We start from the raw sequence: 13,374 nt of genomic DNA, 5'->3' as shown, positions 1-13,374 counted from the left end.
AAGCAGACTTAAAAACAAGCAGAGAAATGAGGAAAAACAATGAATCAGACCAAGGGAGGCCAGAGTCTTCTATTTAAAGAGCCGCCGGTAATTGTAAGCGCGGCGTCCGTAGTTGGCAGCAAGGAAGCGGAAGGACCGCTGGCGAAAATGTTCGATATGGCAAATCAGGATGATCTGTTCGGGGCTCAGACCTGGGAAGAAGCGGAGAGCAACATGCAGAAAGAAGCCTGTGTTCTGGCGCTGGGAAAGGCCCATGTAGAGCCGAAGGAGGTCCGCTGTCTGTTCGGCGGAGATCTGCTCCGTCAGGGGATTGCAACGTCGATGGGAGTGGAAGCGCTGCAGATCCCCATGTTCGGACTTTACGGGGCATGTTCCACATCAGGAGAGGCCCTTGCCCTTGCGGCCATGAGTACGGCGGCAGGGTATGGGACGTATATGCTGGCGGTAACATCCAGTCATTTCGGAAGCGCGGAAAAAGAATTCCGGTTCCCGCTGGGATACGCCAGTCAGCGCCCCCTGTCCGCCCACTGGACGGTTACGGGAAGCGGCGCTTTTCTTGTGGCCCCGAAAGATACGGACATGCAGGGGGCGGAAGAGACATGGAGTCATGTGCGGATCGCGGGAGTCACCGTAGGAAAGATCGTGGATTATGGCCTGAAAGATTCCCAGAATATGGGCGCCTGTATGGCGCCGGCGGCTATGGATACGATTGTACAGAATTTCAGGGACATGAACCGGACGGAAGAGGATTATGACAAAATTATTACGGGAGACCTGGGGTATGTGGGACAGTCCATCCTCTTTGATCTGGTCAGGGGGAAGGGCTATGACATCCGGAAAAAACATATCGACTGCGGTATGATTATTTTTGATCAGGAAACCCAGGACACTCACGCCGGGGGGAGCGGCTGCGGCTGCGCGGCGGTAACTCTTGCTTCCTTTGTACTGCCGAAAATTGAGACAGGAGAGTGGAAGCGGGTGCTTTTTGTGCCCACAGGAGCGCTGATGTCAACCGTCAGCTTCAATGAGGGGGCCAGCGTGCCGGGGATTGCCCACGGGATTGTTCTGGAGCATTTTTAAAGAAAAGAACCGGAGCAGAAAAAAAGAACAGGAAAGGCGGAAAAGGTATGGAATATTTATATTCATTTTTGATTGGAGGTCTGGTCTGCGCAGCGGTTCAGATCCTGCTGGACCGGACAAAACTGATGCCCGGGCGTGTTATGGTGCTTCTTGTGTGCGGAGGCGCGCTTCTGGGATTCTGCGGCGTATATGAACCTTTTCAGGAATTCGCGAAGTCGGGAGCCGGCGTCCCGCTTCTTGGATTTGGAAATGTACTCTGGCAGGGAGTAAAAGAGGCGGTGGATCAGCACGGTTTTATCGGTATTTTTATGGGAGGATTTACAGCCAGCGCGATCGGAATCTCCGCGGCGCTTATTTTCGGATATCTGGCGGCGCTTATTTTTGACCCGAAAATGAAAAAATAGGGCGGCTTAACCAGGTTTTAACATGAGGAGCATCAAAATGAAAGGCGGCAATATTGACAAAAACTGTTTTACAATGGTATTATAGACGACAGAGTTGGCAAAGAGGATGAAATGATGTGTCGGGTAATAGAACTTTCAATGTGGAAGGAAGATTTTATTACCTTTTTTTATTTGACAGGCAGATATTTTGAGCGCTTTGTGTGCCGGGCCGGAGATCCGGATGTACTGCTGTCTCCTTTGCCGGCTGAGAAGAGTAATAAAAGGAGTATAATGCCATGTGTGGAATTGTAGGATATGTGGGAGAGGAGCAGGCCGCTCCGATTCTGCTGTCAGGACTGGAGAAACTGGAGTACAGAGGCTATGATTCGGCGGGAATTGCAGTCCGCAATGAGGCAGACGGAAATATTGAGATTGTTAAGGCAAAGGGGCGTTTGAGAATTCTGTCTGAGAAGACAGACGGCGGCATGGCGGTTCCGGGAACCTGCGGAATCGGCCACACCCGGTGGGCGACACATGGGGAGCCTTCTGAAAATAATGCGCATCCCCATTGTTCTGCGGACCGGTCTGTCGTACTGGTACACAATGGAATCATCGAAAATTACCAGGAGCTGAAAGACAAACTTCTGAAATCCGGATATACTTTTTACTCCCAGACAGATACTGAGATTGCGGTAAAACTGGTAGATTACTATTATAAGAAGACCGGCACGCCGCTGGAGGCGCTTACCAGGACAATGCTGAGAATCCGCGGTTCTTACGCTTTTGGCGTGATGTTTCACGACTGCCCGGGGCGGATATTTGCAGCAAGAAAGGACAGTCCTCTGATTATCGGAATGAGCGGCACGGGTACGCTGATTGCTTCTGATGTACCTGCGATTCTGGATAAAACAAGAAATGTATATTATATCGGCAACCTGGAGATCGCAGAGCTGTCAAAGGATGAAGTCCACTTCTATAATATTGACCGGGAAGAGATCCGGAAAGATGTGGTGGAGATCAAATGGGACGCGGAATCCGCGGAAAAAGGCGGATATGAGCATTTCATGCTCAAAGAGATCCACGAACAGCCGAAAGCGGTTCAGGACACTGTGGGCGCATATGTGAAAGACGGACGGATTGATTTTTCCGAGGTGGGACTTGCAGAAGACTTTCTGAAAGATCTGGACCGGGTCTACATCGTGGCCTGCGGTTCCGCTTATCACGTGGGAATGGCAGGAAAATATGTAATGGAAGATCTGGCGGATACGCCGGTGGAAGTGGATCTGGCTTCCGAGTTCCGTTACAGAAATCCGAAACTTATGAAGAATTCTCTTGTAATTGTTGTTTCTCAGTCCGGAGAGACGGCAGACAGCCTGGCGGCTCTGCGTCTGGCGAAGGAGAAAGGCGTTCCGGTGCTGGGCGTGGTAAATGTGGTGGGATCCAGCATTGCCCGCGAGAGCGATTATATTCTCTATACCTATGCAGGACCGGAGATTTCGGTGGCAACGACAAAAGCATACAGTACACAGCTGATCGCAATGTATCTGCTTGCCATTGAAATGGCATATGTAAAAGGTCTGATCAGCGAGGAAAGATACAGAGAGCTGATTGAAGAACTGGGAAGACTGCCGGAGAAAATCCAGAAAACCCTGGATGACAAAGAGAGGATCCAGTGGTTCGCCAGCAAGTATGCAAATGCCCGGGATATCTTTTTTATCGGAAGAGGTCTGGACTATGCCATCAGCATGGAAGGCAGTCTGAAGATGAAGGAGATCAGCTACATTCATTCCGAGGCCTACGCAGCGGGAGAATTAAAGCACGGCACCATCAGTCTGATTGAGGACGGGACGCTGGTCGTCGGCGTAGTAACACAGAAAGCGCTGTTCGAGAAAACCCTCAGCAATATGGTGGAGGTTAAGAGCCGCGGCGCTTATCTGATGGGGCTTACCCTCTACGGCAATTACAGTATAGAGGATAATGCGGATTTCTCCGTTTACGTGCCGAAGACAGAACAGTACTTTACAACCAGTCTGGCAATTGTGCCTCTGCAGCTGATGGGATACTATGTCAGCGTGGCAAAGGGACTGGATGTGGATAAACCGAGGAATCTGGCAAAATCTGTTACAGTGGAATAAAGCACATATTATAATTGAATAAAGGAAATGCATTCAGGCGGCTGTTTCCCGGGTGAGGGAGACAGCCCCTTTTTTTGGCGCGTGATACGCCCGGCATGACTGCATGAGTGGACATTTGCCGGAAAAACAGCCTGCTTTACAAACATTTAACACTTTTTCTTTCAGGCGGAATTTTGGAGTCTGTTATAATGAAAAGCAGAAGCAGACAGAAAAAAAGAAAGGAAAATCTGTAGAAATCCTACAGTTCAGATTATGAAAAATAATATTAAAAAACAGATAGAAGCCGGCTACGGTGATCTGCGGAAGTCAGAAAAACAGGCGGCGGATTATATCCTGTCCCATATGGAGGAAGCAGCGGAGCTGCCTCTGGACCGGCTGGCTCACTGCGCCGGACGTATGGTTCAGCCCTGATTCTACCGGACAGAAAGGCCGGCCGTATCCGTATATGATCTTCCGCAATATGGAAGCGCTGGGTCTTATGGATGTGCGCCGTGTGATTAAGGTGGGAGATACAGTTTCGGATATCAGAGAGGGGAAAAATGCAGGCGTGCTGTCTGCGGGGATCGTGACAGGAAGTTCTGAGATGGGGCTTTCTCTGGAAGAATTTGAGGTCCTTTCTCCGGAAGAAAGAGAAGAACAATGCCGCAGAACGGAAGAAAAATTCCTGGCTGCGGGAGCGGACCGGGTATACCGCACACTGAATGAACTGGCGGAATCTTTATAGACCCGCCGCGGCTGTCCGGTTATGAGCGGGCAGCGGAGCGGACTGCGAAGATCCGACTGACCCGGATGAAACCGGAAAACTTAAGAAGCCTGCCGGAGGAACAGAGATATATTTTCTCTTCCTTCCGACAGGCTTTTCTGAGGTTTATTCGTCCCATCCTTCATAGAACCGGATATTTACGCAGATATTTCTTATAATATCTCCTTCTTCTGTCTCGATATCGCTGATATCTGAAACATAGGGAAGAGCCGGTTCGTCTTCTTCCAGCTCTATGCTGATCCAGTTTCTGGCTGCTTCGTTTGCGTTGTCAATGGCCTCGTCCAGTGTATCGCCGGCAGCTTCGCAGCATTCCAGATCCGGAAAAAAGGCGTTGTATCCGCCGGACTCTGATCTGCGGAAAACTGCAGGATAAATAAATTTCATTTACAGATGTCCCCTTTCTGTTATGAAGTGCGGCGGCAGTCCGGAAAAGAACCGGACAAACCGTACTCCATTAAGATATAACAGAATGACGGAGAAAACAAGGGGAATTCGCCGCCGTCTGCCGGTTATGCCGGATTCTCCGCATTTTCCGGCAAATCTTTTTTGCGTACCCCGGACAGAAGAACGCCAAGCAGCAGAACGGCCGGGAATACAATCGCGCAGAGAATTCCGAAATGAAGTCCTCTGCCTGCAGAGTCAGAGATCAGTCCGACAAAAGAGGGGCCGCCGGAGCATCCCAGGTCGCCGGCCAGGGCAAAGAAGGCGAACATCACGGTTCCGCCGCCTTTCAGGGAAGCTGCCGCCAGGCTGAAGGTGCCCGGCCACATAATTCCCACAGAAAAACCGCATATGCCGCAGCCCACAAGGCTGAGGGCGGGCACAGGGGATATGGATATAATAAGATAGGAGACAATGCAGAGAACCGCGCTGCCGCTCATGGCTTTGGGCAGGGAGAGTTTATCCCCGTAAAGGCCGTACAGGAACCGGGATGTCCCCATGCATATGGCAAACAGCATGGGGCCGGCCAGATCTCCCACCGTTTTGCTTACGCCAAGGCCCTGCTCCGCAAAGGTGGAAGCCCACTGGCTCACCGCCTGCTCGCTTGCTCCGGCGCAGGTCATGACTACAAGGAAGATCCAGAACGCGGGTCTTTTTACAAGTCCGGTAAAAGGAAGCCCTTCCTCGTCTTCAGCCACAAGCGGATAGAGCGGTACTTTTGTGAACGCAATCAGATTTACCGCCGGCACAACCGCCCACAGAAGAGCCAGGATCTTCCAGTTTTCGATTCCGAAGACAAGGAAGAACAGCGTGGATAAAAGTACCACTGCCACATGGCCCCAGCAGTAGAAGGAATGCAGCATGCTCATGGATTTTTCTTTATTTTCTGTAGGAAGCGCCTCCACAATGGGGCTGATCAGCACTTCCAGCAGTCCGCCGCCCACCGCATAGATCATGACGGAAATCAGCAGTCCGGCAAAAGGATCCGGAGTCAGATCCGGCAGAAAAGCAAGTCCCGCAAGCCCCGCAAGAGCAAAAACATGAGCCGCTATGGCAGAGGCACGGTAGCCCGCCCGGTCCACAAAGCCTGCAGAAAGCATATCCACAGTCAGCTGCGTGAGAAAATTGACGGTAATCAGTATGGTGATCCGGGATAAAGAGATCCCGTAAGTACTCTGAAAAGTCAGAAAAAGCAGAGGGACAAAATTGTTTACAACAGCCTGGACAACATATCCGGTATAACAGGCCGTAAGGGTGGATCTGTAAGAAAGTTTCATAATTTAATCTCCTGTATCTATATAATGCTGATTATACATTAGAATTTCTGAAAAAACTTGCACCATATTTGCAGAAGAGTTGTATTATACTGCTTTTTTAGCCGAATCAGAAAAGGCTCCGCCTTTATACTGCGCCAGGCAGCAGGCAGGGGAAAACCTGCCGCTGAAAAAGGACGGAAGATTTTTTTTAAAAAAAGCAAAAAAAGTGTTGACATTATTTTGGCAGTGTAGTATAGTATCAATTGTTCCGGTCAGCGGAACAGCAAAAATGCGACAGTGGCTCAGTTGGTAGAGTACGACCTTGCCAAGGTCGGGGTCGCGGGTTCGAACCCCGTCTGTCGCTCTTAACAGAAGCATCTGGATCTGGAAGATTCAGATGCTTTTTTCATATGACAGCAGGAAGAGAACCGGGCAGTAAGAAAGAATGCCTGTCAGTTTATGGATAGAAATTCTTGGTTACAGGACTTTTACGATCCGGGGATTCTGTGGTATACTGGGAACACTGAGCAGGCGGGATACGACAGGGAGGTTTTGCAATGGAAAGACGCGGACAGCCCATAGGGTTTCTGATCAAGCAGATTAATAATGTATATGAAAAGGATTTGAATGAAAAACTGAAAGGACTGGGGATTACGTCCTCCCAGTGCGCGGTGCTTGACTATCTGTTTCACACCAGCAAGGATGAAGTAAGCCAGCGGGACGTGGAACGTCATCTGTCTCTGAAAAATCCTACAGTAACCGGGATCCTGAAGCGGCTGGATGAAAAAGGTTTTATTTTCTGTGTTCCGAATGAAAATGACAGAAGAAAAAAGAAAATATATCTGACAGAAAAAGCATATGATATCCGCCGTAAAATGGAAAGCGACCGCCGCAGGATGGACCGGGAGCTGACCCGGGGGATGACCAGAAGAGAGGTGGACGCTCTCACCAAGTATCTGGAGAAACTGTTGTATAATATAGCGGAACCGTAAAACAGACGGACTGCTTGGGTGAAGTTGCCTGAAAAATTGAGAGAAAGGGGTCTGTCCCCTTCTAAGGAGGAAGAATATGAGCTATGCGGACAGAGTTTTTATAGATATGTGCCGGGATATTATGGAAAACGGCACGAGCACGGAAGGGGAAAAAGTACGCCCGGTGTGGGAGGACGGCGCTCCGGCCTACACGATCAAGAAGTTTGGTGTTGTGAACCGCTATGATCTGTCAAAGGAGTTTCCGGCCCTTACTCTCCGGCGGACGGCCATTAAGAGCTGTGTGGATGAGCTTCTGTGGATCTGGCAGAAGAAATCCAATAACGTCCATGAACTGAAAAGCCACATCTGGGACAGCTGGGCGGACGAAAGCGGTTCCATCGGCAAAGCCTATGGTTACCAGATGAGTGTAAAGCATCAATATAAGGAAGGAATGATGGATCAGGTGGACCGGGTGATTTATGACCTGAAAAACAATCCTTACAGCCGCCGGATTATGACCAATCTCTATGTACATCAGGATCTCCATGAGATGAATCTGTATCCCTGCGCTTATAGCATGACGTTTAATGTGACAAAAGAAAAGGACAGCGATGTGCTGACTCTGAACGGTATTCTCAATCAGCGCTCTCAGGATGTACTGACAGCCAATAACTGGAATGTGTGCCAGTATGCGGTTCTGATCCATATGCTGGCTCAGGTGTGCGGCATGAAAGCAGGCGAATTCGTGCATGTAATCGCGGACGCCCACATTTATGACCGGCATATTCCTATGGTAGAAGAACTGATTTCACGCGAGCCTCTTCCGGCACCGGTATTCCGGCTCAATCCGGATGTGAAAGACTTTTACGAATTTACGCCGGATGACGTACAGCTTGAGAATTATGAAACGCATCCGCAGATCCGGAATATTCCGGTTGCGGTATAGCGCGTATAAATAAATGTTAACCGGCAGGAGCACGGAATTAATTGAAAATGGAGGGATAGATTAATGAAAGCAATTCTTTCGGCAGACAGAAACTGGGGAATCGGAAACGGCAACAAACTTCTCGTAAGCATTCCCTCGGATATGAAATTTTTCCGGCAGACAACAACAGGAAAAGTTGTGGTGATGGGAAGAAAGACTCTGGAAAGTTTTCCCAACGGACAGCCTCTGAAAAACCGGACGAACATAGTACTTACATCGAATCCGGATTATAAGGTCAAAGATGCGGTGATTGTGCATTCAAAAGAGGAGCTGCTGAAGACACTGGAACAGTATGACTCAGAGAATATCTATATTATCGGAGGAGAAAGCATTTATCGTATGATGCTTCCCTACTGTGACACAGTATTTGTAACCAAAATTGACCGGGCTTTCCAGGCAGACACATTTTTCCCGAATCTGGACGAAATGGAAGAATGGCAAATGACAGAAGAAGGGGAGGAGCAGACCTGTTTTGACCTGGAGTTCCGTTTTACGAAATATGAGCGCAGACAGGAGAAGGCATGACGGGAAAAACAGGAAATAGAAGAAAGAGGACAGTGGTTCTTGCGGCCGGGCTTCTTGCGGTCTGCATTCTGGTATCAGGATGCGCCGCCCGGAGCGGGGAGAGCGCCGGCGGCAGTGCCCGGGGAGATGACGCCCGGGACAGAATCAGCGTAGTGACTACCATTTTTCCCCAGTATGATTTTGTCCGGCAGATCGCCGGAGATAAAGTGGATCTGAAAATGCTTCTGAAACCCGGGGAGGAGACCCATTCTTATGAGCCTACCCCGCAGGATATTATTGCAATACAGAACTGTGACATTTTCATTTATGTAGGCGGAGAAAATGACGCCTGGGTAGAAGATATTCTGGAATCCATGCCGGATACCGGGATGCGGACGCTCAGACTTGTTGACTGTGTGGAGACAGTAGAAGAGGAACATGTCCAGGGGATGGAAGAACAGCCGGGACACAGTCATGAGGAAGAAGAGGAAGGCCACGAAGAAGAGCATTCCGTTCATGAAATGGATGAGCATGTGTGGACTTCTCCGGAAAATGCCTCGCTTATTGTAGAGCAGATTGCCGCTCTGCTGGCTGAGACGGATCCGGATAACGGCGGTGCTTATGAAGAGAATGCATCTGCATATCAGGAGGAGCTGGATCGTCTGGATCAGGAATTCCGGGAGATTGTGGATCATGCGCAGAGAAAAGTTCTGATCTTTGGCGATCGTTTTCCCTTCCGGTATTTCGCGGACGCCTATGGACTGGAATATTACGCGGCTTTTCCCGGATGTGCTTCTGATACGGAACCCAGCGCGGCTACGATGGCATTTCTGATTAAAAAGACGAAGGAAGAAAATGTACCGGCTGTTCTGAAGATGGAGTTAAGCAACGACAATATAGCCAATGCGGTCGCGGAAGCAGCGGGAACGGATGTGAAAGTTTTTTACAGCTGCCATAATCTGTCGGCAGAACAGTTTGAAGAAGGAGAGACGTATCTGAGCATGATGGAGAAAAATGCGCAGACATTGAAGGAGGTGCTGAACTGATGGCTCTGATCAGATGTGAGAATGTGTCAATCGGCTATGAGGGCCAGATTGTGGTAAAAGACCTGAACTTTCAGATCGCTTCCGGAGACTATCTGTGTATTGTGGGGGAAAACGGTTCCGGAAAAAGTACGCTGGTAAAAAGCCTCCTGGGACTCAAATCTGTGGAAAAAGGACAGATAATTTTCGGGGACGGCCTGCGGCAGACGGAAATCGGCTATCTGCCCCAGCAGACGGATGTTCAGAAAGATTTTCCTGCCAGCGTGTATGAGGTGGTTGTCTCCGGCAGGCTGAACAGCAGAGGGATTCGTCCTTTTTACACGTCTGCGGACAAAAAGACCGCATTTGAAAAAATAAAAATGCTTGGAATCGAAGATCTGTCCGGACAATGCTTCCGGGATCTTTCCGGCGGACAAAAGCAGAGAGCGCTCCTTGCAAGAGCTCTCTGCGCTACAAAAACACTGCTTCTGCTGGACGAACCTGTGACCGGTCTGGATCCCATTGTGACTGCTGAATTTTATGAGCTGATTCAGCGGATTAATAAAGAATCCGGCATTGCGGTTGTTATGGTATCCCATGATATTGAAAGCGCAGTGAAATACGCCACACATATCCTGCATCTTCAGGAAAAAGTGTTGTTTTTCGGAACCGCTGAAGATTATCAGAAGAGCCGTGTAGGGCGAACATTTCTGGGAGGTGGCGCAGATGACTGAGACATTATTTGAAATGCTTTCTTATCCCTTTATGGTCCGCGCCTTTGTCGTAGGCATCCTTGTGGCGCTGTGCTCTGCTCTTCTGGGCGTGAGCCTGGTTCTGAAGCGCTATTCCATGATCGGCGATGGACTTTCCCATGTGGGATTCGGCGCGATGGCCGTAGCGGCTGCCGCAAACGCGGCGCCGCTGGCAGTTGCCATTCCCGTGGTGATTGTGGCGGCGGTACTTCTGCTGAGGATCAGCGGCAGCAGCCGGATCAAGGGAGACGCGGCCATTGCTTTGATTTCCACCAGTTCTCTGGCTATAGGCGTGATGGTGATTTCCATGACCACGGGAATGAATACGGATGTGTACAATTATATGTTCGGCAGCATCCTGGCAATGAGCCAGGAAGATGTTGCTCTGAGCGTGACTCTGGCGGTGGTGGTGCTGGTTCTCTATATTTTCTTTTACCAGAAAATATTTGCCATTACATTTGATGAGACTTTTGCAAGGGCTACAGGAGTAAAGTCAGGACTTTATAATACGCTCATTGCGGTGCTGACTGCGGTAACCATTGTCCTGGGCATGCGGATGATGGGCGCGCTGCTGATCTCCAGCCTGATTATCTTTCCTGCGCTTACCGCCATGCGGGCGTGCAGAACGTTCCGCAGCGTAACCATTCATGCGGCTGTTATCTCTGTCGTGTGTCTGGCGGCAGGTCTTCTGATGTCCTATCTGGGAGGCACTCCTGCGGGAGCCAGCGTGGTTATGGCAAATATAGCAGCTCTTATCCTGTATTCTCTGGCCGGTGTGCTCAGAGGAAGGATGAACCGGTAGAAAACGATGAATAGAAAAATAAGAAAAGGATGTTATGGACAGCGGCAGTATTACTGCCGCTTTTTCTGCCACCGAAGGTCGGCGGGTAAGTATTGTGATGAATAGGATAAAATAGATCAAGGAATTGACGTTGACAAAGATAAAAACACACACTATAATAAATATAAATTTTTCCTGCCGACAGTTCCCGGATTCCGGAGATGACAGAATGGCAGGCACGTAAATGCAGTGACAGGGAGGAGTACATAGTTTCCAAAGCAAAGAGAGAAGATGGCAGGTGTAAATCTTCGGGAGGGGACTATGGAAGGTAGCCTTCGAGCAGTGGACCGAATGGTATCTGCAGCGGCAGAGATCTTAGTAGGCTTCAACGTTTTCCCACGTTACAGGGATTCGGTATCGGAATCATCTCAGCTGCCTTAATGGGGACGGCGGCAGAAGACAGACTCCCGTACCGGCAGAGTGCAGAGAATTTCTCTGAAGTTAGGTGGTACCACGGATTTTAATTCGCCCTGAGCATACAGATGCTCAGGGCTTTTTTATGAAAGGGAGGTATTGAATTGAGACAGATTACAGGGAACAAATTACTTGTAAGAGCGTTAAAGGAAGAGGGTGTGGATACTGTTTTCGGTTATCCGGGAGCATGTACGATTGATATCAGCGACGAGCTTTATAAACAGGATGATATCAAGGTGATTCTGCCCCGCCATGAACAGGCTCTTGTGCATGAGGCTGATGCCTACGCCAGAACTACGGGGAAGGTCGGCGTATGTCTTGTGACAAGCGGACCGGGAGCTACAAATCTGGTCACAGGACTTGCCACGGCAAACTATGACAGTGTGCCACTGGTGTGTTTTACGGGACAGGTGGCGAAGCACCTGATCGGAAACGACGCGTTCCAGGAAGTGGATATTGTGGGAATCACCCGCAGCATTACCAAGTACGGTGTGACGGTGCGCAACAGAGAGGATCTGGGCAGAATTATTAAAGAAGCCTTTTATATTGCCCGTACGGGCCGTCCGGGTCCGGTGCTTATCGACCTCCCTAAAGATGTGATGGGAGAACTGGGAAGCGCGGAGTATCCTTCTTCTGTCAATATCCGGGGATATAAACCGAATACAAGCGTACACATGGGCCAGCTCAAGAAAGCCCTGAAGATGCTGAAAAAAGCGAAGAAACCTCTCTTTCTCGCCGGCGGAGGAGTCAATATCGCCCGTGCCAATGATGTGTTTACTGAAGTGGTAAATAAGACCGGCGTCCCTGTTGTAACCACAATTATGGGACGGGGATCCGTTCCGACCAACCATCCGCTGTTTATCGGAAATCTGGGAATGCACGGCTGTTATGCGGCAAATATGGCGGTGGGAGAATGCGATCTGCTCTTTTCCATCGGCACCCGTTTCAATGACCGTATTACCGGAAAGCTGCATTCATTCGCGCCAAATGCCCAGATCGTCCATATAGATATAGATACTTCATCCATTTCCAGAAATATTCACGTAGATATACCGATTGTGGCAGACGCTCTGGAAGCGGTTCAGAAGATGAATGAATATGTGGAGCCCTGCGATACAGAGAAATGGGTTGAGCAGATCAGAAAGTGGGATGAAGAGCATCCTCTGAAAATGAAGAGTAAACCGCAGATGACGCCGCAGGACATTATCGAAGAAATGAACCGGCAGTTTGACGATGCGATTATTGTCTCCGATGTAGGACAGCATCAGATGTTCGTATCTCAGTATACGGAAATTACAGAGAAGAAACGAATGATCATGTCCGGCGGACTGGGTACAATGGGATACGGATTTCCGGGAGCAATCGGCGCGCAGATCGGCAATCCGGACAAACGGGTAATTGCCGTGTCGGGAGACGGCGGCATGCAGATGAATATACAGGAATTTGCGACTGCTGTGCTTGAAGAACTTCCGCTGATTCTCTGTGTATTCAACAATGAATATCTGGGGATGGTGCGGCAGTGGCAGAAGCTGTTCTATGGAAAACGCTACAGTATGACAAACCTTCGTTCCGGCGCTCTTTTCCGGAGAACGAACGGCCAGGAGATGCCGGAGTATACGCCGGATTTTGTGAAGCTTGCAGAAAGCTACGGGGCAAAAGGACTCCGGGTTTCCAGGAAAGAAGAGATTGCGGCAGCGTTTGAAGAGGCGAAGAAAAATACAAAGACCCCTACGCTGATCGAGTTCCTTATAGACCCGGAAGAGATTGTCTACCCGATGGTACAGCCGGGCGGCAGTCTGGATGAAATGATTTTGGATTGTTAAGAAG

Annotated in this window: 14 protein-coding genes, 1 tRNA gene and 1 other annotated feature; of the genes, 13 read left to right on the top strand and 2 right to left on the bottom strand. The window is 49.6% G+C overall.

Annotated features, from left to right (window positions below; all coding sequences use genetic code 11):
* Window positions 1-39: 39 nt before the first annotated feature.
* The 5 genes from AC0QUU_RS13390 (at window position 40) to AC0QUU_RS13370 (ending at window position 4,322) form a co-directional block, all read left to right on the top strand.
* Window positions 40-1,080 carry a stage V sporulation protein AD gene (locus AC0QUU_RS13390; RefSeq protein WP_474543394.1) on the top strand — a complete coding sequence of 347 codons (1,041 nt, stop codon included), beginning with the start codon at window positions 40-42 and terminating at the stop codon, window positions 1,078-1,080.
* Between the two features lie 47 nt (window positions 1,081-1,127).
* Window positions 1,128-1,484: a SpoVA/SpoVAEb family sporulation membrane protein gene (locus AC0QUU_RS13385; RefSeq protein WP_474543393.1), complete on the top strand. Its 357-nt coding sequence runs from the start codon at window positions 1,128-1,130 to the stop codon at window positions 1,482-1,484.
* Window positions 1,485-1,759: 275 nt separating this feature from the next.
* Window positions 1,760-3,598 carry a glutamine--fructose-6-phosphate transaminase (isomerizing) gene (gene glmS, locus AC0QUU_RS13380; RefSeq protein ID WP_474543392.1) on the top strand — a complete coding sequence of 613 codons (1,839 nt, stop codon included), beginning with the start codon at window positions 1,760-1,762 and terminating at the stop codon, window positions 3,596-3,598.
* A 252-nt stretch (window positions 3,599-3,850) separates the two neighbouring features.
* Window positions 3,851-4,009, top strand: a complete 159-nt coding sequence (locus AC0QUU_RS13375; RefSeq protein WP_474543391.1) for a hypothetical protein — start codon at window positions 3,851-3,853, stop codon at window positions 4,007-4,009.
* Window positions 4,010-4,043: 34 nt separating this feature from the next.
* Window positions 4,044-4,322, top strand: coding sequence for a hypothetical protein (locus tag AC0QUU_RS13370; protein ID WP_474543390.1), 279 nt, complete (start codon window positions 4,044-4,046; stop codon window positions 4,320-4,322).
* A gap of 144 nt (window positions 4,323-4,466) precedes the next feature.
* Here AC0QUU_RS13370 and AC0QUU_RS13365 read toward each other — a convergent pair whose 3' ends face one another.
* Together AC0QUU_RS13365 and AC0QUU_RS13360 are read right to left on the bottom strand one after the other, a co-directional pair.
* Entirely contained in the window at window positions 4,467-4,745 is a 279-nt protein-coding gene (locus AC0QUU_RS13365; RefSeq protein ID WP_474543389.1) for a type II toxin-antitoxin system HicB family antitoxin, read from the bottom strand.
* Between the two features lie 125 nt (window positions 4,746-4,870).
* Complete coding sequence (locus AC0QUU_RS13360) at window positions 4,871-6,079, bottom strand: MFS transporter (RefSeq protein ID WP_474543388.1); 1,209 nt, start codon at window positions 6,077-6,079, stop codon at window positions 4,871-4,873.
* 270 nt (window positions 6,080-6,349) lie between these two features.
* Between AC0QUU_RS13360 and AC0QUU_RS13355 the strand changes: the two genes are divergently transcribed.
* From AC0QUU_RS13355 to ilvB, 8 genes are all read left to right on the top strand, one after another.
* Window positions 6,350-6,422, top strand: a tRNA-Gly gene (locus AC0QUU_RS13355).
* A gap of 193 nt (window positions 6,423-6,615) precedes the next feature.
* The gene (locus AC0QUU_RS13350; protein ID WP_474543387.1) at window positions 6,616-7,050 is read left to right on the top strand and encodes a MarR family winged helix-turn-helix transcriptional regulator; all 435 of its coding nucleotides are present in this window, start codon (window positions 6,616-6,618) and stop codon (window positions 7,048-7,050) included.
* Between the two features lie 76 nt (window positions 7,051-7,126).
* Window positions 7,127-7,975, top strand: a complete 849-nt coding sequence (thyA, locus tag AC0QUU_RS13345; protein ID WP_474543386.1) for a thymidylate synthase — start codon at window positions 7,127-7,129, stop codon at window positions 7,973-7,975.
* A 63-nt stretch (window positions 7,976-8,038) separates the two neighbouring features.
* The gene (locus AC0QUU_RS13340) at window positions 8,039-8,539 is read left to right on the top strand and encodes a dihydrofolate reductase (RefSeq protein ID WP_474543385.1); all 501 of its coding nucleotides are present in this window, start codon (window positions 8,039-8,041) and stop codon (window positions 8,537-8,539) included.
* A complete protein-coding gene (locus AC0QUU_RS13335) occupies window positions 8,536-9,564 on the top strand; it encodes a metal ABC transporter substrate-binding protein (RefSeq protein ID WP_474543384.1) in 1,029 nt (342 codons plus the stop codon). The genes AC0QUU_RS13340 and AC0QUU_RS13335 overlap by 4 nt, the downstream gene beginning before the upstream one ends.
* Window positions 9,564-10,274: a metal ABC transporter ATP-binding protein gene (locus tag AC0QUU_RS13330; protein ID WP_474543383.1), complete on the top strand. Its 711-nt coding sequence runs from the start codon at window positions 9,564-9,566 to the stop codon at window positions 10,272-10,274. Before AC0QUU_RS13335 ends, AC0QUU_RS13330 begins: the two co-directional genes overlap by 1 nt.
* Window positions 10,267-11,094, top strand: a complete 828-nt coding sequence (locus AC0QUU_RS13325; RefSeq protein WP_474543382.1) for a metal ABC transporter permease — start codon at window positions 10,267-10,269, stop codon at window positions 11,092-11,094. Before AC0QUU_RS13330 ends, AC0QUU_RS13325 begins: the two co-directional genes overlap by 8 nt.
* Before the next feature lie 219 nt (window positions 11,095-11,313).
* Window positions 11,314-11,609: a binding site (T-box leader), on the top strand.
* Window positions 11,610-11,651: 42 nt separating this feature from the next.
* On the top strand, window positions 11,652-13,370 hold the full coding sequence (gene ilvB / locus AC0QUU_RS13320; RefSeq protein WP_474543381.1) for a biosynthetic-type acetolactate synthase large subunit: 1,719 nt from the start codon (window positions 11,652-11,654) through the stop codon (window positions 13,368-13,370).
* Window positions 13,371-13,374 lie beyond the last annotated feature (4 nt).

The organism is Mediterraneibacter sp. HA8405 (assembly GCF_056148955.1).
This window is presented reverse-complemented; position numbering and strand designations above follow the sequence as displayed.